21 protein-coding genes are annotated in these 25,909 nt (G+C 69.8%); 11 read left to right on the forward strand and 10 right to left on the reverse strand.

Annotation, left to right across the window (positions count from 1 at the left end):
- Positions 1–111: 111 nt before the first annotated feature.
- From VFV21_RS13245 to ubiB, 3 genes are read left to right on the forward strand one after another with little or no spacing between them, the layout of a single operon-like run.
- A complete protein-coding gene (locus tag VFV21_RS13245) occupies positions 112–267 on the forward strand; it encodes a DUF1328 domain-containing protein (RefSeq protein WP_329669890.1) in 156 nt (51 codons plus the stop codon).
- Between the two features lie 43 nt (positions 268–310).
- Positions 311–946, forward strand: coding sequence for a ubiquinone biosynthesis accessory factor UbiJ (locus VFV21_RS13250; RefSeq protein ID WP_329669891.1), 636 nt, complete (start codon positions 311–313; stop codon positions 944–946).
- A gap of 35 nt (positions 947–981) precedes the next feature.
- The gene (gene ubiB / locus VFV21_RS13255; protein ID WP_329669929.1) at positions 982–2,628 is read left to right on the forward strand and encodes a ubiquinone biosynthesis regulatory protein kinase UbiB; all 1,647 of its coding nucleotides are present in this window, start codon (positions 982–984) and stop codon (positions 2,626–2,628) included.
- Between the two features lie 67 nt (positions 2,629–2,695).
- Here the strand turns inward: ubiB and VFV21_RS13260 are convergent, their stop codons facing one another.
- Positions 2,696–4,237: a peptidoglycan DD-metalloendopeptidase family protein gene (locus tag VFV21_RS13260; protein WP_329669892.1), complete on the reverse strand. Its 1,542-nt coding sequence runs from the start codon at positions 4,235–4,237 to the stop codon at positions 2,696–2,698.
- A gap of 85 nt (positions 4,238–4,322) precedes the next feature.
- On the opposite strand from VFV21_RS13260, the gene VFV21_RS13265 reads away from it, so the two are divergent.
- Positions 4,323–5,057 (forward strand): pseudouridine synthase, encoded by a 735-nt coding sequence (locus VFV21_RS13265; protein WP_329669893.1) that lies wholly within the window; start codon positions 4,323–4,325, stop codon positions 5,055–5,057.
- A gap of 70 nt (positions 5,058–5,127) precedes the next feature.
- On the forward strand, positions 5,128–5,754 hold the full coding sequence (locus tag VFV21_RS13270; RefSeq protein WP_329669894.1) for a thymidine kinase: 627 nt from the start codon (positions 5,128–5,130) through the stop codon (positions 5,752–5,754).
- A gap of 64 nt (positions 5,755–5,818) precedes the next feature.
- Here the strand turns inward: VFV21_RS13270 and VFV21_RS13275 are convergent, their stop codons facing one another.
- The 4 genes from VFV21_RS13275 to mutM form a co-directional block, all read right to left on the reverse strand.
- A complete protein-coding gene (locus VFV21_RS13275) occupies positions 5,819–6,580 on the reverse strand; it encodes a transposase (protein WP_329669895.1) in 762 nt (253 codons plus the stop codon).
- A 68-nt stretch (positions 6,581–6,648) separates the two neighbouring features.
- Positions 6,649–9,459, reverse strand: coding sequence for a protein kinase domain-containing protein (locus VFV21_RS13280; protein WP_329669896.1), 2,811 nt, complete (start codon positions 9,457–9,459; stop codon positions 6,649–6,651).
- A gap of 13 nt (positions 9,460–9,472) precedes the next feature.
- On the reverse strand, positions 9,473–10,036 hold the full coding sequence (locus VFV21_RS13285; protein WP_034212732.1) for an ECF-type sigma factor: 564 nt from the start codon (positions 10,034–10,036) through the stop codon (positions 9,473–9,475).
- A gap of 121 nt (positions 10,037–10,157) precedes the next feature.
- Positions 10,158–10,970: a bifunctional DNA-formamidopyrimidine glycosylase/DNA-(apurinic or apyrimidinic site) lyase gene (mutM, locus tag VFV21_RS13290; RefSeq protein WP_329669897.1), complete on the reverse strand. Its 813-nt coding sequence runs from the start codon at positions 10,968–10,970 to the stop codon at positions 10,158–10,160.
- A gap of 75 nt (positions 10,971–11,045) precedes the next feature.
- Between mutM and VFV21_RS13295 the strand changes: the two genes are divergently transcribed.
- From VFV21_RS13295 to VFV21_RS13310, 4 genes are all read left to right on the forward strand, one after another.
- Positions 11,046–14,393 carry a mechanosensitive ion channel domain-containing protein gene (locus VFV21_RS13295; RefSeq protein ID WP_329669898.1) on the forward strand — a complete coding sequence of 1,116 codons (3,348 nt, stop codon included), beginning with the start codon at positions 11,046–11,048 and terminating at the stop codon, positions 14,391–14,393.
- 69 nt (positions 14,394–14,462) lie between these two features.
- Positions 14,463–15,497, forward strand: coding sequence for a hypothetical protein (locus VFV21_RS13300; protein WP_329669899.1), 1,035 nt, complete (start codon positions 14,463–14,465; stop codon positions 15,495–15,497).
- Between the two features lie 100 nt (positions 15,498–15,597).
- The gene (locus VFV21_RS13305; RefSeq protein ID WP_329669900.1) at positions 15,598–16,776 is read left to right on the forward strand and encodes a metallophosphoesterase; all 1,179 of its coding nucleotides are present in this window, start codon (positions 15,598–15,600) and stop codon (positions 16,774–16,776) included.
- Between the two features lie 89 nt (positions 16,777–16,865).
- Complete coding sequence (locus VFV21_RS13310; RefSeq protein WP_329669901.1) at positions 16,866–18,416, forward strand: SDR family oxidoreductase; 1,551 nt, start codon at positions 16,866–16,868, stop codon at positions 18,414–18,416.
- A gap of 85 nt (positions 18,417–18,501) precedes the next feature.
- Here VFV21_RS13310 and VFV21_RS13315 read toward each other — a convergent pair whose 3' ends face one another.
- The 4 genes from VFV21_RS13315 to VFV21_RS13330 all read right to left on the reverse strand — a co-directional run bounded on the left by VFV21_RS13315 (position 18,502) and on the right by VFV21_RS13330 (position 22,301).
- Positions 18,502–18,786, reverse strand: a complete 285-nt coding sequence (locus VFV21_RS13315) for a hypothetical protein (RefSeq protein WP_329669902.1) — start codon at positions 18,784–18,786, stop codon at positions 18,502–18,504.
- Between the two features lie 103 nt (positions 18,787–18,889).
- A complete protein-coding gene (locus tag VFV21_RS13320) occupies positions 18,890–20,668 on the reverse strand; it encodes a sodium:solute symporter family protein (RefSeq protein WP_329669903.1) in 1,779 nt (592 codons plus the stop codon).
- A gap of 3 nt (positions 20,669–20,671) precedes the next feature.
- On the reverse strand, positions 20,672–20,941 hold the full coding sequence (locus VFV21_RS13325; protein WP_329669904.1) for a DUF4212 domain-containing protein: 270 nt from the start codon (positions 20,939–20,941) through the stop codon (positions 20,672–20,674).
- 19 nt (positions 20,942–20,960) lie between these two features.
- A complete protein-coding gene (locus VFV21_RS13330; protein WP_329669905.1) occupies positions 20,961–22,301 on the reverse strand; it encodes a DcaP family trimeric outer membrane transporter in 1,341 nt (446 codons plus the stop codon).
- Between the two features lie 217 nt (positions 22,302–22,518).
- Here VFV21_RS13330 and acs point away from each other — a divergent pair, with 217 nt between their 5' ends.
- Positions 22,519–24,480, forward strand: a complete 1,962-nt coding sequence (gene acs, locus VFV21_RS13335) for an acetate--CoA ligase (protein WP_329669906.1) — start codon at positions 22,519–22,521, stop codon at positions 24,478–24,480.
- A gap of 1 nt (position 24,481) precedes the next feature.
- Positions 24,482–25,156, forward strand: coding sequence for a response regulator transcription factor (locus VFV21_RS13340; protein ID WP_329669907.1), 675 nt, complete (start codon positions 24,482–24,484; stop codon positions 25,154–25,156).
- Between the two features lie 4 nt (positions 25,157–25,160).
- On the opposite strand, the gene VFV21_RS13345 is transcribed toward VFV21_RS13340, so the two are convergent.
- Entirely contained in the window at positions 25,161–25,805 is a 645-nt protein-coding gene (locus VFV21_RS13345; RefSeq protein WP_329669908.1) for a DUF2306 domain-containing protein, read from the reverse strand.
- Between the last annotated feature and the right edge of the window lie 104 nt (positions 25,806–25,909).

The raw sequence follows: 25,909 nt of genomic DNA on the forward strand, positions 1-25,909 counted from the left end.
CGAGCATAAACCGCGCCTGAGGACGATCCTGCGCTTAACCCCGCGGTCAGGAAGCGGGGGCTAGGGTCGGGTTGCCCATCAGAGGCATCCCCCAATAACAGGAGAGCAACCATGCTCCATTACGCGCTGATCTTCCTCGTGGTCGCCATCATTGCGGCCGTCCTCGGTTTCGGTGGCCTGGCCGGCATGGCAGCCACGATCGCCAAAGTGCTGTTCGTGATCTTCCTGATCCTGGCGGTCGTGTCCTTCCTCAAGAAGGCCACCTGACGGCCCACCCCCGGGCATCACGCCGGATGGCTAGAATGGCGGCATGACGCAAGCCGCCTCCCCCTTCGACGCCCTCAAGCCCCTGGCCGGCCGCGCGCTGGAACTGGCGCTCAACCGACTGGTTGCCCTCGATCCCGACACCGCCGGGGCGCTCGCGCGCCTCGGCGGTCGTCGTATCGGCCTGGCGCTGGAGGCCCCACCGGTGGCCCTCGACATCACGGTGCACGAGGGCCGGCTGCAGGTGGGCCCGCCCACCGACGAGCCCGACCTGGGCATCCGCGCCACGCTCTCGGGCGTGCTGTCCCAGCTTCCCTTTTTCCGCGCCAGCGGTGCGCCGCCGGTCGGCAAGGTCCGCATCAACGGCGACGCCGAGCTGGCGCGCACGCTGCAGCATCTCGCGCAGCGCTTCGATCCTGATTTCGAGAAGCCCTTCGCCGACCTGCTTGGACCGGTGATCGGGCCGCAGGTGGCGCGCGTGCTGGGCGAGGCGCTCAAGGCCGGCGGCGAATTCGTGCGCGGCTTCAGCCGCGACACCGTCGACTACCTCACCGAGGAATCGCGCGACCTGGTCGGCAAGGCCGAGCTCGCCGCCTTCCACGACGACGTGGATGACCTGCGCGATCGCGCCGAGCGCCTGCTTGCGCGTTTCGCCCGTCTGAACGCGGGGCAGGGCGCTTGAGCGCGGTCGGCCTGGTGCGCGGCGGCTCGCGCGGGATCACCGCCACGCTGCGCGCCGTGGGCATCGCCCGCGTGCTGCTGCGGCACCGGCTCGATGATTTCCTGCGCGACACCGCCTTCGGCCGCTGGCTGTGGCTGCTCAAGCCGATCACGCCCGCGCGCGAGGCCGCCGACCTGCCCCGCGGCCAGCGCCTGCGGCACGCGCTGCAGGAGCTGGGCCCCATCTTCGTGAAGTTCGGGCAGGTGCTGTCCACCCGCCGCGACCTGCTGCCGCCCGATATCGCCGAAGAGCTGACGCTGCTGCAGGACCGCGTCGCGCCGTTCCCGGGCGAGGAGGCGCGCGCGCTGGTCGAGGCCGCGCTGGGCAGGCCGGTCGGCGAGATCTACGCCGAGTTCGACCTCACGCCGCTGGCCTCGGCCTCGATCGCGCAGGTGCACGCCGCGCGTTTCCACGACGGTCGCGAGGTGGTGGTGAAGGTGCTGCGCCCCGACATCCGCGCCCGCATCGACGCCGACATCGAACTGCTGCGCACCCTGGCCTCGCTGGCCGACCGCCACCACCCGAACGCCGACAAGATCCGCGCGCACGAGGTGGTGTCCGAGATCGCCGCCACGCTGTACGCCGAGCTCGACCTGCAGCGCGAGGGCGCCAACGCCAGCCAGATGCGCCGCACCTGGCTGGGCAGCGACGACCTTTACGTTCCCGAAGTGTTCTGGGACTACAGCACCGAGACCGTGCTGACGATGGAGCGCGTGCGCGGCATCCCGTCCGACGACATCGTGGCGCTGGACGCCGCCGGCATCGACCGCAAGGCGCTGGCGGCCAAGGGCGTGCGCGTGTTCTACGCGCAGGTGTTCCGCGACAACTTCTTCCACGCCGATGCCCACGCCGGCAACATCTGGGTGGACGCAACGCGCCAGGCCAATCCGCGCTACATCGCCATCGACTTCGGCATCGTTGGCCAGCTCGACCGCCGCGACCAGTACTACCTGGCCGAGAACTTCATGGCGATCTTCCAGCGCGACTACCGCCGCATCGCCGAGCTGCACATCGAGGCGGGCTGGATGCCTTCGCATATCCGCATCGACGAACTCGAGGCGGCCACGCGCGCGGTGTGCGAGCCTTACTTCACCCGCCCGCTGAGCGAGATCTCGCTGGGCGAGGTGCTGGTGAAGCTGTTCAAGACCGCGCAGCGCTACGAGCTGACGCTCCAGCCGCAGCTGATCCTGCTGCAGAAGACCCTGCTCAACATCGAGGGCGTGGGCCGCCTGCTCGACCCCAAGCTCGACATCTGGGCCGAGGCGCGGCCGGTGCTGGAGAAGATCCTGCGCGAGCGCTACAGCCCCGCCACGCTGGGCGCCGAGTTCCGCAAGCGCCTGCCCGAGCTGATCACGCATGCGCCCGACATGCCGCGCCTGCTGCACGACTTCCTGGCCCAGCAGGTGCGCGGGCAGCACAGCATCAACATGCGCAGCGAGGACCTCGCGGAGCTGGCGCGCATCTCCAAGGCCGGGCAGCGGCAGACCATCTACGCCATCCTGGGCACCGGCCTGATGGTGGTGGCCGCGGTCTTGGTGGGATTGGAAGCGGGCGGCCCGCGCCTGCTCGGCATCCCGGCCGCGGCGGGCATCGCCGGGCTGGGCGCGTTCGCGGCGTTCCTGGCGGCTTGGCCGCGTCGTTGAGCCGGCTGCGCGCCTCGGCGTGACCTGCAGAGACTGACGGCCCCGGCATGACCGGGGCCGTCTGCTTTCAGGGGCAGCCCAGTCCGCGCGTGGTGTTGAGCTTGTCGAGCTGCAGGATCTGCGCGCCGCTTTCGCCGGTCAGCTCGATGGTCGCGCGCTTGCAGCTCTCGAAGATCAGCTTCGCCGTGCCCCACACGCGGCTGGACGGCGCGGGGAAGGTCTGGAAGCCGCCGCCGTCGAGCACGTACATGTCGATCGTCACCGGCACGTCCCAGGCGAAGGCCGCGGTGCCCGGGTTGAAATCACCGTAGAGCCACAGCTGCTCGCCGTCGTTGTGGTAGCCGTAGAAGTACAGCAGGAAGCGGTTCTCGCCGACCATGTCCAGGTTGAAGCCCTGGCCCGAGGTGCCGGTGTTGTACCAGCTGCCCGACAGGTCGACCGGGAAGGCCGACGCCGCTGCGGGCGTGCCGTCGGCCACCTGGAAGCTGTGGCGCGTGTTCACGCCCTGATAAGTCGCTTCGAAGGCCCACAGCCCATGCGGCGCGTTCGACGGCAGCGCCAGGTTCCAGTACCACCAGGCGCCGGAATACGTGGTGCCGGCGGTCTGGCTCCAGCTCGAGAACACGCTGCCGTCGGGCCGCAGCACGCGGTACTGGGTGCTGGTGCCGGCCACCTGGTCGCGGTAGCCGGCCATCACGCTGAAGCTTTCGCCCGGCACGAAGGTGTTCTTGAAGTTGGGCGTGTCCACCGTGTTCGGGCAGCTGGCCATCTGGGGCGGTGCGCCGTGGGTGGAAAGGCGGTTGATGCGAGAGTCCCGGTAGGGGCGCGTCTCGGCGTAGGTCATGGTGGGGCTGGCGTTGCAGGCGCCGGCGTGCGGTTCGATCACCGCGGCGCCGACGGCGTTGCTGGCGCGGAACTCCAGGTGCAGGTGCGGCCCGGTGGAAATGCCCGAACTGCCGACCTTGCCCAGCGGCGTGCCCGCCGGCACCGGCGCGCCGATCGGCAGCGTGGTGACCGAGCCGTTCTTCATGTGCAGGTAGCGCGCCACCGAGCCGTCGGCGTGCTGGATCACCACGTAGTTCGGCGTGTCCGGTGCGTTCATCGAGCAGGAGCGGTCGTTGTTGCCGTCGCCCCTGGCCACCAGCGTGCCGGGCGCCGCGGCCAGCACGTCCACGGCGCCGGCATCCATCAGCGTCCACGGGAAGGGCCAGATGAAGTAGTCGATGCCGCGGTGGTTGTAGCCGCCGGCGGTGTCGTAGGTGCGGGTGCCGCAGGTGTAGTCCTGCAGCTGGCTCGGGAAGCCGGCGTTGAGGTCCACGAAGTTCGAGATGCCGTGCCACTGCTTGCCGGCGCCGTTTACCGGGCCGAGCGGCCACAGCATGCCGCTCACTGCCTGCGTCCGCGGAACGACGGATTTGCCGCTGCGCTGCAGGGTGGCGAGGTTCTGGTTCACCTCGTCCACGAGGCGGCGGTCGAGTTCGGGCGAGACGTGGTCGGCCATGTCGGCGGCGGTGAGGTGGCCGCCGCCGTCGGGCGGGCGGGCCGTGCTGGTGCCGGCCAGCAACAGGCAGGCCAGGCCGGCGAGCAGGCGAGGTGTGGTCGTATTCATGGCGTTCCCCTGGGTTCCCGGCGCCATCCTACGCCAGCGTCGCGCGCATGCGAGAATCGCGCCCCCGCCGCCCGGACCCGCCGCCTTGACGCTCGCGCTGCCCGTACTCCTCGCCGACGAACAGATCGCTGTGGTCAACAAACCCGCCGGCCTGATGGTGCACGACAGCGCCCTCGCCCGCGGCGAGACCGACTTCGCCGCCGACCGCCTGCGCGAGCAGTTCGGCCGCCCCGTGTTCCTGGTGCATCGGCTGGACCGCGCCACCAGCGGCTGCCTGCTGCTGGCCTTCGACCGCGACAGCGCCTCGGCGCTCGGCAAGGCGCTGATGTCGCAGGACTTCGAGAAGGACTACCTGGCGGTGTGCCGCGGCTGGCCCGAGCCGGCCGAGGGCGTGATCGACCATCCGCTCGACGGCGGCCCCGGCAAGCCGCAGAAAAAGCCCGCCGTCACCGCGTACGCGCGCCTGGCCACCGCCGAACTCGAGATCCCCAGCGCCCAGCACCCGACCTCGCGCTACGCGCTGCTGCGCTGCACGCCGCAGACGGGCCGCTTCCGCCAGATCCGCCGCCACCTCAAGCACATCCACCACCACATGGTTGGCGACAGCAGCCACGGCGACGGCCGCCACAACCAGGCCTTCCGCATGATGGGCGTGCACCGGATGCTGCTGCACGCGTACCGGCTGTCGTTCCCGCATCCGCTGGATGGCCGCCGCATCACCGCCATCGCGCCCGGTGATGACGAGTGGAACCGCGCGATGGCGCGGCTGGGCTGGTCGGACGTGATGGCGACCGCGCTGCAGCCACCGTCGGTTACCTGAACAATCCCGCCTTGGCCAAGCACCCGCGCCAGCGGCGATAATGCCCCCTCGCACGCCCCGGACCACCGCCTTGGCCAAGCTCTATTTCTACTATTCGGCGATGAACGCCGGAAAGACCACCACGCTGCTGCAGAGCGCGCACAACTACCACGAGCGCGGCATGCGCACGCTCATCCTCACGCCGCGGCTGGACGACCGCTATGGCGAGGGCGTGGTGGCGTCGCGCATCGGCCTCAAGGCGCGCGGCACCATCTTCGGCCGCGACGACGACCTGCTCGCGATGGTGCGCGACGACATCGCCGCGCGCGGACCGCTGCACTGCGTGCTGGTGGACGAAGCGCAGTTCCTCTCGAAGACCCAGGTCTGGCAGGTCACCGAGATCGTCGACCGCCTGAACGTGCCGGTGCTGGCCTACGGCCTGCGCACCGACTTCCGCGGCGAACTGTTCGAAGGCAGCCAGTACCTGCTGGCCTGGGCCGACAACCTGGTCGAGATCAAGACCATCTGCCACACCGGCCGCAAGGCCACGATGGTGCTGCGCGTGGACGAGAACGGCCGCGCCATCTCCGACGGCCCGCAGGTGGAGATCGGCGGCAACGAGCGCTATGTTTCCGTCAGCCGCGGCGAGTTCAAGAAAGTGATGGCAGGCGAGGGCGTGATCGACCTGCAGCAGCCCCAGCTGCCCTTGGGCGAGTAAAAAAGGGGTCAGAGTAATTATTTGTTTGAATTCGCGTCGACGGGCCAAAACTCGCTTCGAAAGCCTATTCACCAGCGACTTTGCACGGCCTTCCGCGAGGTCTAATGCCGACTGGCCGGCCGATCGCCGCTTCGACCATAGCCTGGAAGCGGGGGCCACCCAGCGAGCGCTCTTTGCCGATGTGTTGGCGGATGGCGGTGAGGTCCTCCTCGGGCAGTGATTCGCAAAGCAGCTCGCGATAGGCCGCTGCCTGGTTGGCTTCCTCGCTGGCGAGGGAACGCAGGCACGGATGCGAGGTGATCATCGGGTCCGGCTTCATCCCGAGATGATGGTGGACGCTTGACCACGGATACCGCTCAGGCCTGTCCACAAGCCCAGCCCTGACCGGATTGAGTTCAATGTATCGGCAAACGGCCAGCGCGTATCGGTCCGAATCGACCAGGCTGGACTTGAAGCGACCCTCCCAAAGTGTCCCCGTTCGCCCGTGTCTGCGATTGAATGAACGGACATAACGGCTCCCCACTTGTGCCATGGCTCTTGAGATCCCGCCGTTCGCCGACGGGGTGGCGAGAAGATGGACGTGGTTCCCCATCAAGACGTAGGCATGCAGCGCAACCTCGTGCTCAGTAAGGGCCTCCGAGAGCCAATGCAGATAGCGCGTGTAGTCGCCGGCATCTACAAACGTGGCGGCGCGGTTGACGCCCCGCTGGGTTACGTGGAGCGGAAAGCCAGGTAACTCGAGGCGGGGTTGGCGGGGCATCGTCCGGGCTCGCAGGGGCGTCGAGGCCAGCATGTCCTGTCGACGCGTGATGGCGCGGTAGGCCATTGGCGGCTGCCTCTGTCGGAGCCCGTCGATTCAAACAAATAATTACTCTGACCCCTTTCTTTCTGTGGCTAGCCGCGGCCGCAGCCGGCGGCCAGTTCCGCGATCTCATCGGCCAGGCGTTGCCGCTCCGGCTGGCCGACGCTTGCCTCGGCCAGCATCTGTTGCTGGAGCGCGCGGCCATCGCCGCTGCGGCCTTGCCGGCAGAGCAGCCGCGCCTGCAGGGCGCCGATGCGCCAGTCCCACGCGTCGGTCGGGGTGGGGCGGGCGCGGGGCAGGTTGCGCAGCGCGTTCAGTGCCGCATCGGCGCCCGGCACGTTGCCGACGTCGATCAGCACTTGGGTTCGCGCGAGGGCGACGGGCAGGTGCTCGTCGCTGCCGGCGGTGATGCCCGCGGCCAGCAGCCGCTGTTCGGCGGACGCGAGCAGCGACAGCGCCGCTTCTGAATTCATGCGTGTCATCGCCACCCGCGCCAGCAGCAGGTCCGCGCGCGCTGCTTGAAGCGGGCTGTCGGCGAGGGCCAGCTGCTGGCATTCCAGCGCCAGCAGCTCGGCGCCGTCGGCCTGGCCCAGGGCCAGCCGGACCTGGGCGAGATCGCACAGCACCGACGAGCGCGGGCCGAGGTCGTTGCCGCGGCGTACCAGCTGCAGGCTGCGCTGGAAGGCGTCCTGCGCCTGCGCAAGCCTTCCTTGTTCCCACGACAGCCGGCCGAGCTGCTGCCACGACGCCGCCACTTCCGGATGCTCGGGGCCGAAGCGCGCCAGCAGGCGCTCGTGCGCGGTGCGCAGCAGGCGCTCGGCTTCTTCAAGTTTTCCGTTCTGAACCAGCAGCGCGCCCAGCGGGCGCTGCACGCCAGTGCTGGCGGGGTGGCCGGGGCCGAAGCGGGTGAGCGCGATCTCCATCGCCTGGCGGTAGGACGATTCGCTCTCCACGCGATCGCCGATCACCAGGTGCAGGCTGCCGAGCTCGCGCCAGATTTCCACGCCCAGCGCATTGCGGTCGCCGCCGCTCTCGCGCAGCAGCGACAGCGCGGCGCGCATCGCGAGGATGGCTTCGGCGTGGCGCCCTTCGTCGGCCAGCAGGCCGGCCAGGTCGGCCTGGCTTTCGGCCTGCAGCGCCTTGAGTTCGGGGCCGGCGCGCAGGGCCAGGGCCTGTCCGAACAGATCGCGCGCCACGTCGTGGCCGCCGAGCCGGCGGTGGCAGCGGCCGAGCTGCGACAGGAATTCCGACACCTCGCGCGGCTGCCGCGCCGACTGCTGCTGGCTCACCGGCAGCCACGGCAGCAGCGCGCGCACGCACACTTCCGGCTGGCCCAGCGCCCGCAGGCTGCGGCCGCGCATCGCGGCGGCCTCGATGCCCAGGCGCGCGGGCGCTTCGCCCGCCAGCGTGCCCAGCACCTGCGACTGGCGATCGAGCAGCTCCAGTGCCTGGCGGTCGTCGCCCAGGCCTTGCCGCAGCCGCACCACCAGGCCCAACAGCTCGGCGCGCGCCTGCGGTTGGCCCAGCAGCTCGGTGTCGGCGCGGCGCACGCCGGCGTCGAGCAGCGTGCGCACATCCAGGCCGTCGCCGTCGCCGGCCTGGTCGGTGTTCTCGAACAGCGCCACCACGAAGTCCTGCATCGCCTGCGCGCGCTCGGCCTCCACGATCGCGCGCCGCGCCTGCCACGACACGAAGCCCAGCGCCGCCAGCAGCAGCCCGCTAACGAAGAAACCCGCCACCAGCGCCACCGAATTGCGCCCGATGAACTTCGCGGTGCGATAGCCCAGGCTCTGCGGCCGCGCCAGCACCGGCTCGCCGTCGAGGTGGCGGCGCAAGTCCTGCGCCAGCGCCTCCACGGAGACGTAGCGGTCCTCGGGCGCCTTCGCCAGCGCCTTCAGCAGGATATTGTCGAGGTCGCCCGACAGTTCACCCGCGATGCGTCGCGGCGCCGCCGCACCCGCCTCGCGCGCCAGCTTCAGCGCCGCGGTGGAAGGGCGCACCGCATCGCCGGTGAGGATGGCCTCCTCGAACGCCGCATCGGTGGCGCGCGCCGGGTCGTAGGGCTTGCGGCCCACCAGCATTTCGTAAAGCACCACGCCCAGCGAATACACGTCGGTCATGGTGGTGATCACGCCGTTGCGCAGCTGCTCGGGCGCGGCGTAGTGCAGGGTGAAGGCGCGGGTGCCGGTGCCGGTGATCTCGGTGTCGCCGTTGGCCGATTCATCGAGCAGCTTGGCGATGCCGAAATCGAGCAGGCAGACCTCGCCGGCCGGCGTCACCATGATGTTGGAGGGCTTGAGGTCGCGATGCACCACCAGGTTGGCGTGCGCATGGCTCACCGCCGCGCACACCTGCAGGAACAGCTTCAGCCGCGCTTCTTTCGACAGCGACAGTTTGCGCGCGTAGTCGGTGATCGGCTCGCCCTGCACGTAGTCCAGCGCGAGGTAAGGCTGGCCGTCGCTGCTCACGCCGGCGTCGAGCAGGCGGGCGATGTGGGCGTGGCCCAGGCGCGCCAGGATCTGCCGTTCGCGGGTGAAGCGCGTGCGCAGGCCGGCGTCGCCGAGGCCCGGGCGCAGCAGCTTCAGCGCCACGCGGCGGTCGTAGAGGCCATCGGCGCGTAGCGCCAGCCACACCTGGCCCATGCCGCCTTCGCCCAGCGGGCGCTCGAGCTTGTACGGGCCGATCTTCTGTCCCGGCTGCGGCGAGAACACCGCCGCATCCACCACCGACTGCGAAAGGAAATCGGGCCGCTCGTCCTCCAGCGCCATCAGGCGCTGCAGTTCTTCGCCGAGGCAAGGGTCGGCGCGGGTGATCTCGGCGAGGCGGCGGTCGCGGACGGCGGGCTCGAGCTCCAGCAGCTCGTCGAGCAGCGCCGACAGCGTGGTCCAGCGCTCGGTGTCCACGGGTCGCCCGGGCTCAGCCCTGCAAGGCGGCCAGCAGGAACATGCGGGCCTTCTGCCAGTCGCGGCGCACGCTTCTTTCCGAACGCTTCAGCAGGCCGGCGATCTCGGTCTCGGACAGGCCGGCGAAGTAGCGCATCTCGACGACCTGGGCCAGGCGCGGGTCGAGGTCGTGCAGTTTGTTCAGCGCGACATCGAGGCCGAGCATGTCCTCGTCCAGGCGCATGCCGCCGCCGGCGTCCTCGGGCAGGTCGGTGACGCGGTGCAGGTCGCCGCCGCGCTTCACGGCCATGCGCTGGCGGGCGTAGTCCACCACCACCGAGCGCATGGCGCTGGCGGCATAAGCGAAGAAGTGGGCGCGGTCCTCGAACTCGGCCTCGGCGCGGCCGGCCAGCTTGAGGTAGGCCTCGTGCACCAGGGCCGTGGTGTCGAGCGTGTGGCCGTGCTGCTGGCCGCCCAGCTGGCGCCGGGCCATGCCGTGCAGCTCGCGGTACAGCGTGGCCAGCACCCGGTCGAGCGCCGACTTGTCGCCGCCGCGCGCGGCACTGAGCCACTGGGTGATGTCAGCCGTTTCGTTCATGGTTCCCCGGGTCCCGTCTGCGCGGGCTGGGCAGACTATAGCCCAAGCCGGGTGCCGGGCGTTCGGGCCTGAAGGCCCTCCTACAAACGCCCTGTAGGAGGGCCTTCAGGCCCGAAGCCCTTCACCGCTGGCACCGGGAACACCAGGCCGTCGCCCGATTCCCCATCCGCCCATCCTTGATCGGCCGCCCGCAGGCCTTGCAGGGCTCGCCCTCGCGGCCGTACACGAACAGCTCCTGCTCGAAATAGCCGGGTGCCCCGTCCGGGCTCAGGAAATCCCGCAGGGTCGTGCCGCCCCGGGTGATGGCGTAGGCGAGGATGGCCTTCACGGCAGTGGCCAGCTTTCCGTAGCGCTCCCGGCTCACGCTGCCGGCCGCGCGGCCGGGGGCGATGCCGGCCTGGAACAGGCTCTCGGCGGCGTAGATGTTGCCCACGCCGACCACGATCGCCTGGTCCATCAGGAAGGCCTTCACCGGCGCCTTGCGGCCGCGGCTGCGCTCGAACAGGTAGTCCCCGTCGAAGTCATCCGACAGCGGCTCGGGGCCGAGGTGGGCCAGCAGCTCGTGGGTCTCGCCGGCCGGCTGCCAGAGCAGGCAGCCAAAGCGGCGCGGGTCGGTGAAGCGCAGCACCCGGCCCGAATCCAGGGCCAGGTCGACGTGGTCATGGGTTTCGACCGGGGTGCGGGCCGGCAGCACGCGCAGCATCCCCGACATGCCCAGGTGAAGCACGGCGCTGCCCGGAGCAGTGTCGAGCAGCAGGTATTTCGCACGGCGGCGCACCGAAAGCACCGATTGCCCCGGCAGCTCGCGCGCCACTTCGGGCGGGATCGGCCAGCGCAGGTCGGGCCGGCGCAGCACCACGCCGGTGATGCGGCGGCCTTCCACGTGCGGGGCCAGGCCGCGGCGGGTGGTCTCGACTTCGGGCAATTCGGGCATGGCGGCATTGTAGTGCGCGGCCGGGCGAGGCCCGCGCGAATTGCTGGTTCAGGAGGGCAGGGCTAGCCTAGGCCGATGCGCCCCCACCTCCGCCCCGCGTCGTCCCGCCTGCTGGCGTCCCTCCTGCTGTTGGCCCTGGCGCTGCCCTGCGCCGCGGCCGCCGCGCCCCCGGGCCCGGCCGACCTGCTGCGCACCGCGGCCGAGACCCTGGCCGACCCGCAGGCCAAGGCCACCAACGACGCCCTCGATGCCGCCGCCGAAGCCGATCGCGAGGCGGCCGACCTGGCCGAGCGCCTGGCCGCGCTGCGCACCGAAGCCGCCAACGCCCCCGCCCGCAGCCGCGAACTGACGGCGCAGCTCGAGGTGGACCGGCAGCAGTCGCTGCGCGAATGGCAGGCGCGCCTGCCCGCGCGCGCCGACGTCGAGACGCTGGAGATCGCGCTGGAACAGGAGCGCCTCGCGGCCGAACAGCTGCGCAGCCAGATCGAAACCCTGGCCACCGAGATGGCCGCCAGCTTCGCCCAGCCCGCGCGCAGCGCGCAGGACATGGCCGCGATCCAGGCGCGCCTGGACGAACTGGCGCAGCCGGCCGCCCCGGCCGAAGGCGAGCCCGATCCGCTGGTGCGCGCCCGCGCACTGCGCAACGAGGCCGAACGCCGCAAGCTCACCGCCGACCTCGCGCTGCGGCAGGCGCAGCAGGACCTGGCCGCCACCCGCCAGCGCCTGCAGGAGCTGGAGCTGCGCGCGCTGCGCCATCGTCTGGCCGTGCGCGAGCCGCGCATGGCCGTGCTGCAGCGGCGCATCGCCGACCTCGGCCGCGAAGAGCTCGCCGGCCTGGCGGAGCAGCTGACCGCGCAGGCCGACACGCTGGCCACGCAGGACCCGGCGGTCGCCGAAGCCGCCCGCGTCAACCGCGCGCTCGGCGAGGAGCTCGTGGAAACCAACGAAGCCCTGGCCCGGCAGCGCAGCCAGCTGGTGGGCGAAGAAGAAGCGCTGGCCCGCGATCTCGCTGGCCTGCAGGACGCCCGCACGCGCCTGGAGCTCGGCGGCCAGAGCGAGCAGGTCGGCACCTGGCTGTGGGCCGAACTGCGCCGGCTCGAACCCGAGGCGCGGCTCAACGACCGCCTCGACGCCGTCCGCGAATCGTTGGGCCAGCTCCGCCTTCGGTTGATCACGCTGGGCGAACTGCAGCGCGAGCTGGCCGACCTGCCCGACGCGGTGCGCACGCTGCGCCGCCAGGCGCCCGGCAGCGAGGAAGACGCTCCCGACGTGGCCGCGGCCGCGCAGGATCCGCTGCCCGCGCTGCTCGAACAGCGCCGCGACCTGGCCAGCCGCCTCGAGCCGCTGATCTGGCGCCACGTCGCCGCGCTCGAGCAGTCCGAGCGCAGCCTGCAGGCGCGCCTGGACGCGAACACCCAGCTGCGCACCACGCTCGACCGCCACCTGCTGTGGATCCGCAGCCATCCGCCGGTCGGCGGCGACTGGCTGGCCACGGTGCCGGCCGGCGCGCAGGACCTGGTGAAGCCGTCGCGCTTCGCCACCTCGGCGATGCTGGTGCAGCGCGATTTCGCCGAGCGCCCCTTGGCGTACCTCGGGGCGTTGCTGCTGATCGTGGGTCTGTTCGTGCTGCGCCTGCGTGCGCCGGAACGCCTCGAGGCGATGGCGCAGGCGGTGCGGCAGGTGCGCGCGGATCGCTATCGCCGCACCTTCGAGGCGCTGGGTTGGACGCTGGCGGCCGCGCTGCCGGGTGCGGTCGCGCTGTTCGCGGCCGGCAAGCTGCTGCAGGGCGTGGGCGACAGTGGCAAGTACAGTGATTCGCTGGGGCTGGCGCTGCAGGCGCTGGCGCTGCCGGCGTTCACGCTGGCCTTCCTGGCCTGGATGGTGCGCGAGCGCGGGCTGGCGCACGCGCACTTCCGCTGGACCAAGACCCGCCGCGAGGCGCTGGCGCGCTGGCTGCCGAAACTGATGTTGGTGCTGTTGCCGCTGTACTTCGTGGTGGCCTTGTCCTTCATCCGCAACCAGGAGCTGGCGATCTCGGTGCCGGGACGGATCGCGATCGTCTTGGCCAGCCTGTTCTCGGCCTGGGTGCTGTGGGACCTGCTGCAGCCGGCGCGGCTGTGGCACACGCGCGGCCATGATCCGGAGCCGTCCGGCACGCGCCGCGTGCTGCGCGTCCTGCTGCCGGCGGGCCTGGTGGCCATGGCGCTGCTGGCGCTCGATGGCTACGTGTATTCCTCGGCGATCCTGCTCGACGCGCAGTTCGCCAGCGTGGGCATGGTGACGGCGGCGGCGGTGCTGCACGGACTGCTGGCGCGCTGGTTCCTGCTCGGCGAGCGGCGCCTGGCGCTGCATCGCCAGGACCAGAAGCGCGAGGCGGCCGCGCAGGCGGCGGCCGAAGGCGCGGCCGAGGCCGAGGATGGTGGCGAAGCCATCCCGATGGAGCTCGAGCAGGAGATCACGCTGGAAATGGTGAATGCGCAGAGCCGGCGCCTGCTGCGCGCGTTCAAGCTGACGCTGCTGGTGGTGGGCCTGGCCTGGGTCTGGGCCGACGTGCTGCCGGCCTTCGCGCGCTTCGACGAGATCGCGCTCTGGCACGTCAGCGACACCGCCGAGGACGGCAGTTCGGTGCAGGTGGCGGTGACGCTGATGGCGGCGCTGCTGGGGCTGCTGGCGCTGGCGCTCACCTTCGTGGCGGCGCGCAACCTGCCGGGCCTGCTGGAAATCGGCCTGCGCTCGCGCGCCAACATCGACGCGGCCTCGCGCTACGCCATCACCAGCGTGGCGCGCTACGCGATCGTGCTGGTCGGCGTGGTGCTGGGCCTGGGCCTGCTGGGCCTGCACTGGGGCCAGCTGCAGTGGATGGCGGCGGCGCTGACGGTGGGCCTGGGCTTCGGCCTGCAGGAGATCTTCGCCAACTTCGTGTCGGGGCTGATCCTCCTGTTCGAGCGGCCGTTCCGCGTGGGCGACGTGATCACGGTGAACAACCTCGACGGCACCGTGACCCGCATCCGCACCCGCGCCACCACCATCCTGGACTTCGACAACAAGGAAATCGTGGTCCCGAACAAGGCCTTCATCACCGGGCAGCTGGTGAACTGGACGCTGAGCGACGAGACCACCCGCATCACCATCAAGGTCGGCGTGGATTACGGCACCGACCCGGCGCTGGTGCACAAGTTGCTGCTGCAGGCCGCCAACGAGAACGCCCGCGTGCTGCAGGACTGGCCGCCGCGCAGCTGGCTGCTGGAGTTCGGCGCCAGCACCCTCGACTTCGAGCTGCGCGTCTTCGTGGCCGCCATGACCGACCGCCTGGCCGTGCGCAACGAAATCAACATGCGCCTGATCGAGCTCTTCGACGAGCACGGCATCGAATTCGCCTACCCCCAGATGGACATCCACGTCCGCGACCTCCCCAGCAAATGAACCAGGTTCATTTGTTTCCTCCGGCGCGCTTTCTTGCCATGCTCGTGCGCCCGGAATGGAGTGCCTGCCTTGCTGGATTTACTGAGACGCGTCTTCGGAAGCGCACCTGCCCCAACCCCGGCCGCGGCGGCGGGGCAGGCCGTTGCTGACCCGGTAGTCCGCGCGGGCGGCCAGTCGCTGGACCTGCTGGAGGGCGCCGACTGGCACGAGGGCCTGCCGTATCCCGACTGGTCCCGCGCGGTGGCCTGGCTTCAGGAATTGCCCGACGCCGATCGCGCCGGCGCCTGGCTTCAGTGCGAGCGCGCCTGGCTCCTGCAGCTGCGTGACGCCTTGGGTGGACCGTACCGCCTGCTCGAATCCGACCGTGCCTTCCTGCTCGCCGCGAACGAGTCGGTGACGGCGGAGGCCACGCTGCAGTTCCTCGGCCGCACCGAGCGGCGCGTGCAGGCGATGTTGGAGGAGCTGGCGGCCCCGGCGGACCTGGGCAAGGAGATCCTGGTCCTGTTCGAAAGCATCGACGACTACTACCGCTACATCTCCTACTTCTATCCGGAGGATGGCGAGTTCGCGATGAGCTCGGGCATGTTCATCAACGCCGGGTGTGGCCACTTCGTCGTGCATGGCGAGGACCTCGCGCTGTTCGAGCCCACCATCGCCCACGAGATGACGCACAGCCAGCTGGCGCACCTGCCGATCCCCGCGTGGCTGAACGAAGGCATGGCCGTCAACGCGGAGCAGCGGCTGACGCGGCTGGGCGCCGATGCCTGGTCCGTGCAGCACCTGGAGGCCCGCCATCGAAAGTTCTGGACGCCGCAGACCATCCAGTGGTTCTGGTCCGGCGCCGCCTACGTGCGGCCGGACGAGGGCAGCGAGCTGGCCTACGACCTCGGCCGCCTGATCGTGAACGGCCTGAGCAGCGACTGGGCCGGCTTCAAGCGCTTCGCGCTGCAGGCGAACCTCGCGGACGCCGGTGCCGCCGCGGCGCACGACCAGCTGGGCCTCGATCTCGGCGAGTTCGTGCGTCACTTCCTGGGGCAGGGCGACGGCCACTGGGGCCCGGATCCCGCCACGTGGGAGCAACCCCCGGAGCGCGGCCAGTTCTGACCTGGGCGGCGGGGTCGGCAGTACGACTTTCCTATTGTGGCCGTGGGCCGTACTTGCCTAGCCTTGTGAACGCCTCCTGGAACGCCTCGCCCGAATCGCCATGCGCACGTTGGTCCGCTCCAAACGATTCTGGTTCGCCGCCTTGTTCGCGACGATCGGACTGTCCGCCTACGCGCTGCGGGGCGACGTGCAGGTGCGCCACGGCCCGCACGGCCTCGAGGCGGTGCAGGTCTACGACACGGAGTTCACCGTCACCGACGAAGTCGACGACGGCCCCTACGTTCGCTACGTGGCCAGCGGCATCGAGGCGCGCTGGGTTTGCGCCGGCGAAGTGCAGACGCAAACCGTGGAAGCCACGACCTGGCCGGTGACGCTGCCGCCGCGCTGCGGCTACCCCGGCACGCTGCGGATCGACCGGCCGCCGCCGGTGCAGGCCAATGCGCGCATCGAGGGTGCGGACAAGCTGGTGGCGCTGTCCGACGTGCATGGCCAGTACGACCTGATGGTTCAGCTGCTGCGCGCGAACGGCGTGATTGACGCCCAGGGCCGCTGGGCTTTCGGTGACGGCCACCTGGTGATGGCCGGCGACGTGTTCGACCGCGGGCCGCGCGTCACCGAGGCCTTCTGGCACCTGTACACGCTGGAGCAGGAGGCGCGCGCGGCCGGTGGCGCCGTGCATTTCCTGCTGGGCAACCACGAGGCGCTGGTGCTGCGCGACGACCTGCGCTACCTCAACGGCAAGTACCTCCGAACCGCGGCCCTGCTGGGCGTGACGTATCCGGCGCTGCATGGCCCGGACACCGTGATCGGCGCCTGGCTGCGAAGCAAGAACACGCTGCTGCAGGTGGACGACCTGCTGTTCCTTCACGCCGGCGTGCATTCGTCCTACCTGGCGCTTGGACTCACGCCGGCGCAGGCGAACGAACGCTTCCGCGCCTCGCTGGGCCTGGACAAGATCCAGCTCGCCAAGGATCCGGTGCTGCAGGCGCTGCACGGCAGCGACGGCCCGATCTGGTACCGCGGCTATTTCCTCGACGAGGGCCTGCGCCAGCAGGAGGTGGAAGCCTGGCTCCGCCAGCTGGGCGTGGCGCACGTGCTGGTCGGCCACACCTCGCAGCCGGTGGTGCACCCGTTGTTCGAGGGCCGGGTGATCGCCATCGACAGCAGCATCAAGAAGGGCAAGTACGGCGAGCTGCTGTTCCGCGAGCAGGGCACCTTCACCCGCGGCACCCCCACCGGCGAGCGCTTGCCCCTGGCCCCGCTGGAAACCGGGCACTGACCGGGCAAGAAAAGGGTCCGGTTCAGTTTTGAAGTGAACCCGACCGCGTTTTCCGGGACAATGCGCGCCCCTTGCCGCGCTTCCCGGACATGAACCAGCCCACGCCCCTGCCGCCCGCCCTGGCCGGCGATGACCTGATCGAGCGCCTGCGCGCCGCGGCCGACCTGCTCGAGGCCGTGGCGGCGAACCGCGAGGTGCTCGAGGCGCTGCCGATGCCCGAGCAGAAGCGCCTGAAGGCGGCCGTGCACCGGTTCCACAACCCGGACCCCATCGACCACCGCAAGGCGCGCCGTGAGAAGAAGCGCGCCCAGGTGCGCGAGAAGAACGCCCACGACGACGCCGTGCTCAACGCCACCGGCATCCGCGAGCTGCGCAGCAAGCCGGTGTTCACCACGCCGAACTACTTCCCGCCGGCGCAGAAGCCCGTCGACCACATCACCGACGAGCCCGCGCGCGAGACGATCGAGCCGCAGCACTGCTACGTGTGCAAGGAAAAGTACACGCGCATCCACCACTTCTACGACCAGATGTGCCCGGCCTGCGCCGACTTCAACTTCCTCAAGCGCACCGAGACCGCCGACCTCACCGGCCGCGTGGCGCTGCTCACCGGCGGCCGCGTCAAGATCGGCTACCAGGCCGGCCTGAAGCTGCTGCGCGCGGGCGCCTCGCTGATCGTCACCACGCGCTTCCCGCGCGACTCGGCGGCGCGCTATGCGCAGGAGCCGGACTTCGCCGAGTGGGGCCACCGGCTCGAGGTGTTCGGCCTGGACCTGCGCCACACGCCCAGCGTCGAGGCCTTCTGCCAGACCCTGCTCGCCACGCGCGACCGGCTCGACTTCATCATCAACAACGCCTGCCAGACCGTGCGCCGCCCGCCGGCGTTCTACGCCCACATGATCGCCGGCGAAACCGCCGCCCACGGCGACATGCCCGAACACGTACGCAAGCTGCTGGGCAGCTACGAGGGCCTGCGCGGCTACGACATCGTGCCCGACGGCAACGCGCTGGTGCACGACGCCACCGCGGCGCCGGGCCTGGTGCGCGCGGCCGAGCTGTCGCAGGTACCGCTGCTCGCGGAAGAACTGCTGGGCCAGCAGCACCTGTTCCCCGAGGGCCGCCTGGACGCCGACCTGCAGCAGGTGGACCTGCGCGGCCGCAATTCCTGGCGCCTGCAGATGCACGAGGTGCCGTCGGTGGAGCTGCTGGAAGTGCAGCTGGTCAACGCCATCGCACCCTTCCTGATCAACGCGCGCCTGAAGCCGCTGATGCTGCGCACGCCCGAGCGCGACAAGCACATCGTCAACGTCTCGGCGATGGAGGGGCAGTTCTACCGCAACTTCAAGACCACGCGGCACCCGCACACCAACATGGCCAAGGCCGCGCTGAACATGATGACGCGCACCTCGGCCGCCGACTACCACGGCGACGGCATCCACATGAACGCGGTCGACACCGGCTGGGTGACCGACGAGGATCCGCTGGAAATCGCCGAGCGCAAGACCCGCGAGGAGCGCTTCCACCCGCCGCTGGACATCGTGGACGGCGCCGCGCGCATCGTCGATCCGATCATCGACGGCTTCAACACCGGCACCCACGTCTGGGGCCAGTTCCTGAAAGACTATCGCCCCACCGATTGGTGAGAACCCCCTTGTGGGAGGGACTTCAGTCCCGATGCCTTTCGCAGGAAAGCATCGGGACTGAAGTCCCTCCCACAGGGAGACAGGGTTAGGGCAACACCAGCCAGCCCTGGCCGTAGAAGAGGAAGTACAGCCCGAAGCGCAGCGCCAGCAGCAGGGCGAAGGCGTACCAGCCCAGGTGCGATTCCGGCACCACGCGCCCCAGCGTGGCGCGCAGCGGCGCCAGCACCGGCCACAGCGCCCAGCTGAAGAGCTTGTACACCGGGTTCTTCATCGGATCGCCCGGGATCATCAGCCGCAGGATGCCGCGCCCGACCAGGGTCCACATCAGCACGGCCAGCAGGTATTGCAGCAGGGTGTAGAAGGTCAGCATGGCCTGATTCTAGTTCCGGTCCGCACGAAAAAGCGCCGGTGCCTGGGGGCACCGGCGCCGGGGACGCCGCGACCAACGGGGAGGAAGGTCGCGGCGATCAAGCTCAGCCCTTCGCGAGCCTCGGGTAGCGCAGGTCCTCGACCATGTCCTTGACCTCCTGCGACGGCTCCTTCGTCATCAGGCTCACGGCCCAGATGGTGATGAAGCCCAGCGGGATGCCGAAGATGCCGGCCGAGACGTCCTTGATGCCGAACCAGGGCGTCATGCCCAGGAACTTCACGTTGATCAGGTAGTAGAGCGTCAGGCCGAAGCCGACCAGCATGCCCGCCACCGCGCCCGCCTTGTTCGCCCGCTTCCAGAAGATGCCCAACACCAGGGCGGGGAAGAAGGCCGCGGCGGCGATCGAGAAGGCCCAGGCGACGATGGACAGGATGGTGGCCGGTGCGTTCGAGGCCGCGTAGGCCGCGATCGCCGCCACGCCCAGCAGCAGGATGCGGGCGATGGTCAGCCGCTTCTTGGCCGAGGCGTTCGGGTTCACCATCTTGTAGTAGACGTCGTGCGAGAGCGCGTTCGAGATCGTCAGCAGCAGGCCGTCGGCGGTGGACAGCGCCGCCGCCAGGCCACCCGCGGCGACCAGGCCGGCGATGACATAGGGCAGGCCGGCGATTTCCGGCGTGGCCAGCACGATCGCATCGGCGTTGAGCACCAGCTCGGCCAGCTGCAGGATGCCGTCGCCGTTGCCGTTCACCGCGCAGCCCTTGATCGTGGTCATGGCATCGACCGCGTCGCAGACCGACACCAGGCCCACCTGCGTCCAAGACGCCACCCAGCCCGGCAGTGAAGCGATGGATTGCCCGATCACGTTCGAATACACCTCGAGCTTGGCGAACGCCGCGTACGCCGGCGCCGTGAAGTACAGCAGGAAGATGAAGAACAGCGACCAGCCCACCGACTTGCGGGCTTCCTTGACGCTGGGCGTGGTGAAGAAGCGCATCAGGATGTGCGGCAGCGCCGCGGTGCCCACCATCAGGCAGAAGGTCAGCGCCAGGAAGTTCACCATGTCGTTCTTCACGAACGGCGTGGCGTGCCCCGCGGTGACGCCGAGCTGCTGCTCGAGCTGGCCGATCTGCTGCAGCACCTCGCCGTAGGCCAGCTGCGGCACCGGGTTGCCGGTCACCTTGATCGACAGCCAGACCACCGGCACCAGGTAGGCGATGATCAGGATGATGTACTGGGCCACCTGGGTCCACGTGACCGCACGCATGCCGCCCAGCAGCGAGCACACCAGCACGCCGATCAGGCCGACCCACACGCCGGTGGCCAGGTCGATGCCGAGGAAGCGGCTGGTGATGATGCCGGCGCCGTAGATCTGCGCGATCACGTAGGTGAAGCTGGCCGTGATGGCGCAGATGATGCCGATCGTGCGCGGCAGGTTGCCGCCGTAGCGTGCGCCCAGGAAGTCCGGGATGGTGTACTGGCCGAACTTGCGCAGGTAGGGCGCCAGGAACAGCGCCACCAGCACGTAGCCGCCGGTCCAGCCCATCACGAAGGCCAGGCCGTCGTAGCCCTGCGCGTACAGCGTGCCGGCCATGCCGATGAAGCTCGCCGCCGACATCCAGTCGGCGCCGGTGGCCATGCCGTTGTAGAGCGCGGGCACGCTGCGGCCGGCGACGTAGTATTCGTCGGTCTCGGCGGTGCGGCTCATGATGCCGATCATCGCGTACAGGCCGATGGTGGCGGCCATGAACACGTAGCCGATCCAGACGTTGGGCAGCCCCATCTGCTCCGCGATCGCCAGCGCGATCACGAAGAAGATGAAGCCGCCGGTGTACATGCCATAGATCTTGGGCAGGTTGTTGATGAATCCAGCGTTGGACGCCATGGTTCAGCCCTCCTCGGAAACGCCGAATTCGTTGTCCAGCCGGTTCATGTACCAGGCATAGAAGACGATCAGCACGACATAGACGACCAGCGATCCCTGCGCGCCCATGTAGAAGGCGAACGGGAAGCCGAGGAAGGTGAACTGGTTCAGCGGGACCGCGAACCAGATGACCACGTAGGTGACGACGAACCAGATCGACAGCAGGATCGCCGTGATCCGGAGGGTGCGGCGCCAGTACTCCTTGCGCCGCTCTTCGGTGACAGGTGCGTTCATTCTTGGCCTCCCGGCGCGGTCAGAAGTTGTACTTCACGTGCATGTGCAGGCGGTTGAGCTCGCCCTTCGCGCCGCTCTCGATCTCGCGTTCGCCGAAGATCAGCTCGGCGCCGACGTCGAGCTTCGGGAACGGGCTGTAGATCAGGTTGGCGTGGATGGACTGCGCCGACTCGGTGACGCCCAGCCCCGTGAGCGCGGTGTCGTTGTCGAACTGCGCCATCGAGTAGAAGACGTTCGAGCGCCACTTCGGGCTGAACACGTGGCGCCAGGCCACGAAACCCGCGGTGCCGTCGAGTGCCTCGAGCGAGCCGTCGGCCGCCTGCATCGCGTCCGGCCCCAGGCCCAGGCCGAGGTATCGGCCCAGGCCGCTGCCGCCGTTGACCATGTAGCGGATGTCGTCCTTGGCGCCCAGGTTCCACTTGCCCGAAACGCTGACCGCGAACGAGGTTTCGGATTCATCGAGCAGGGCGGTTTCGTATTTCAGCTGGCGCGCCAGGCCGGCGACCGTGAAGTGGCCCCAGTCGCCCTTGTGCAGGTAGCGCAGGGTGACATCGGGCACGTTGTTGTCGTCGCTGTTGAGGCGCGCGCCCGAGCCGAAGGCGGAATAGGTGGTCTCCGGGTTCTCCAGGGACACCGACCACGGGCCGCGGGTGTAGCGCAGCTGCGCGTCGCGCACGAAGATCGTGCCTTCGGTCGGGCCGACGAAGTCCACGGCGTCCGGCAGCGCGGCCACGTCCTGGAAGTTCGACCAGGTCTGGCCGGCCAGCCAGTTGCCCCAGCTTACGTAGGCGTGGCGGATGGTGACGCCGTAGGTGTTGGTTGAGATCTCGTTGCCCAGCGCGCCGCCGAACAGGTCCATCTCGAGGTAGGCCTTGACCTTCTGGCCGGCGATCTCGGAGTCGGCGCCGAACCACAGCCGCGAGAACTGCGCGTGCATGTCGAGGTCGGCGCTTTCGCTGCTGCCGGGCGCGCCCACCGGGATGGTGCCCGGCACGTAGAACAGGCGCCCGGTGCTGCCATCGGCGATTTCGCCGCCGTCGGTGTCGGTATACATGGCGTCGAGCTTCACGAAGCCGCCGAAGCTGAACTTCGTGCCCGGGGCCGCGGCGGGCATCACCGTGGTGGACTGGATCGGATTGGGCGGCGGCGCGGCGGCCACCTGGGGCGCAGCCGCGGCGTTGGCGGCCTTCTGCGCGTCCAGTTCGGACTTGAGCACCTGCACCATCTGTTCGAGCTGGGCGATGCGCGCCTCGAGCGTCTGCGGGCTGGCGTCCTGCGCCAGCGCGTGGGTCGGCGCGGCGATCGCCAGCAAGATGGCAAGCGCGAGCGCAGATCGTTTCGTCTGCTTGGATCGGTTCATCCTTCCCCTCCCGGAAATCGGACCGTTGGCCATGATGGCGGGCCGAGTCTGTGACCGGACCGACGCGTGGGGCCATTACCCATTGGTCGAAGAGGGAATGTTTTCCTTAGACGAAGGTCTAATTGGGCGCCACGGGCGTGCCGCCAGAATGACCGGACGCACCCGACGCGGGTAACCTTAGGCACGCAGCGCGCGGCCGCCGGCCGCAGGAGCCCCCATGTCCGACCGCATCCATCCCGTTCCCGCCGGCTTCGAGGCCGCCGCCACGCTCAAGCGCGCCGACTACGACCGTCTCTACGCCGAATCACTGCGTGACCCCGAGGCGTTCTGGAGCCAGGTCGGCCGCCGCCTGCAGTGGTCGCGCCCCTACACGCGCGCCAAGGACACCAGCTTCGCGCTCGAGGACTTCCACATCCGCTGGTACGCCGACGGCCAGCTCAACGTCAGCGTCAATTGCCTCGACCGCCACCTCGCCGAGCGCGGCGACAAGACCGCCATCCTCTGGGAAGCCGACGACCCGAAGACGCCGTCGCGCCGCATCAGCTACCGCGAGCTGCACGCCGAGGTGTGCCGGCTCGCGAATGCGCTCACCGCGCTGGGCGTGGTGAAGGGCGACCGCGTCACGCTCTACCTGCCGATGATCCCCGAGGCCGCCGTGGCGATGCTCGCCTGCGCGCGCATCGGCGCGATCCACTCGGTGGTGTTCGGCGGCTTCTCGCCCGATTCGATCGCCAACCGCATCGCCGACTGCGCCAGCAAGCTCGTCATCACCGCCGACGAAGGCCTGCGCGGCGGCAAGGCCATCCCGCTCAAGGCCAACGTGGACGAAGCCCTGCGCAAGCCGGGCACGAACACGGTGGAGACCGTGCTGGTGGTGCGCCACACCGGCGGCGGCGTGCCGATGCAGATGCCGCGCGACCGCTGGTACGACGCCGTGGTGTCCCCCCAGCCGGCCACGCACGCCGCGCCGGCGATGGACGCCGAGGACCCGCTGTTCATCCTCTACACCTCCGGCAGCACCGGCAAGCCCAAGGGCGTGCTGCACACCACCGGCGGTTACCTCACCTGGGCCAGCTACACGCACGAGTGCGTGTTCGACCTCAAGGACGACGACGTGTTCTGGTGCACGGCCGACGTGGGCTGGGTCACCGGCCACAGTTACGTCGTGTACGGGCCGCTGGCGAACGGCGCGACCACCGTGATGTTCGAAGGCGTGCCCAGCTACCCGGACACCGGCCGCTTCTGGGAGGCCGTCGACAAGCACCAGGTCACCATCTTCTACACCGCACCCACCGCGATCCGGGCGCTGATGCGCGAGGGCGACGCGCCGGTCAAGCGCAGCTCGCGCAAGTCCATCCGCCTGCTCGGCACCGTCGGCGAGCCCATCAATCCCGAGGCCTGGGAGTGGTACCACCGCGTGGTGGGCGACGAGCGCTGCCCGATCGTGGACACGTGGTGGCAGACCGAAACCGGCGGCATCCTGATTTCGCCGCTGCCGGGCGCCGTGGCCACCAAGCCCGGGTCGGCCACGCTGCCGTTCTTCGGCGTCCAGCCCGCGCTGGTGGATGCCGAGGGCAAGCGGCTCGAAGGCGCGACCGAGGGCAACCTGGTGCTGCTCGATTCCTGGCCGGGGCAGATGCGCACGGTGTACGGAGACCACCAGCGCTTCATCGACACCTATTTCAAGACATATCCGGGCACGTACTTCACCGGTGACGGCTGCCGGCGCGATGCGGATGGCTACTACTGGATCACGGGGCGCGTGGACGACGTCATCAACGTCTCGGGCCACCGCATGGGCACGGCGGAAGTGGAGAGCGCGCTGGTCGGGCATCCGGCGGTGGCCGAAGCGGCCGTGGTGGGTGCGCCGCACGACATCAAGGGCCAGGGCATCTACGCGTACGTGACGCTGAAGGCGGGCGTCGAGCCCACCGAGGCGTTGCGCAAGGAGCTGGTGGCGCACGTCCGCAAGGACATCGGCCCGATCGCCGCGCCGGACTGGCTGCAGTGGGCCCCGGGCCTGCCGAAGACGCGCAGCGGCAAGATCATGCGGCGAATCCTGCGCAAGATCGCCGAGGCGGGCCCCGACGGCGTGGACCGCGCCGGTTTGGGCGACACCTCCACGCTGGCGGACCCGGGCGTGGTCGACAGCCTGGTCAACGAGCGGCAAGGGCGCTGAGATGCACGCGGCCACCCCGACCATCCTGGTGGCCGACGACCATCCGCTGTTCCGCGAGGCGCTGAAGGGCGCGGTGGCGAAGCTGCTGCCGTCGGCGCGGCTGGTCGAGTCCGACAGCGCCGACGCCCTCTTCGCCAGCGCCGAGGCCTGGCCCGAGGCCGACCTGCTGCTGATGGACCTGAACATGCCCGGCGCGCACGGCTTCAGCGCGCTGGTGCACCTGCGCGGCATCCAGCCGCAGCTGCCGATCATCGTGGTGTCGGCGCGCGAGGAGGCGAGCGTGGTGCGGCGTGCGCTGGATCACGGCGCGGCGGGCTTCATCCCGAAGTCGTCCGATCCGGCCACGATCCGCGCCGCGATTTCCGCCGTGCTCGACGGCGGCCAGTGGATGCCGCCCCAGGCCGAAACGGGCGACGGCCTCGCGCCGGAGGAAGCCAGCATCGCCGCACGCATCCGCGAACTCACGCCCCAGCAGTTCCGCGTCCTCGGCATGCTCGGCAGCGGCCTGCTGAACAAGCAAATCGCCCACGCCCTCGGCGTCTCCGAGGCCACGGTCAAAGCCCACATGACCGCCATCATGCGCAAGCTAGGCGCCAACAACCGCACCCAAGCCATCCTAATGGCCGGTCGGCTGGCACTCGATCCGGGTAGCGTACAGGCGCCCGCTGAAGGCTGAAGAATCAGCCGGGTCGTTTCGCAGCGGCCTGGCGCAGGGCGGGCCACCACGCGAACGCGATCTCCACCGCGAACAGCGGCAGCACGAAGCATAGCCAGTCGCGCGTCACGTCCCGGACTTCGATCATCGTGATGAAGGGCAGCAGCCACTCCTGGGTATCGCGCAGCAGGCGGATGATGATGAAGGCCACGGCGACGGCGTAGGTCCTGGCGACGAACTGTTCGTGCAACACGAACGCGCGCCGGCGCGCACACCACCACGCCGCCGCGGCGAAGCCGAACCACAGCACGGCAAACACCCCCGTCGGCACGCCCCGCCCCTCGCCCTCCTGGGTCATCGCCAGCGGCAACGCCGTGCTGGCTGCCACCAGCGAGCCGCCCAGGAAAAGCTGACCGGCCCGGCGGTGCCAGGCGGGGAAGCGCGCTCGAAGTCGGCGGCTGAACTGGAACGGCGGCAGGAAGAGGATCGGCAAGGTCACCGTCAGGTGCAGCATCAGCAGCGCGGTGCGCCACCCTGGTTCGGCCGAGCGGTCACGAACGACCGCCGATACGAGCTCGGCGGCCAGGTAGAAGGCACCGGCGGCGAACAGCACCGTCAGCACGAGGGCTTTGGAATAAGCCAGCGGCGGCGATCGCGGCGTGGAAGTCATCGCGGGTTTCCCGGGGACCCGGCCACCCTACGACAGGCGCTCGCGCGGGTCTACGGGGCCCAAAGCGAGACGGCCGTCACGAAAAATTCGCACCTCCCGCATGG

The organism is Arenimonas sp. (assembly GCF_036275555.1).
Lineage (GTDB): Bacteria > Pseudomonadota > Gammaproteobacteria > Xanthomonadales > Xanthomonadaceae > Arenimonas.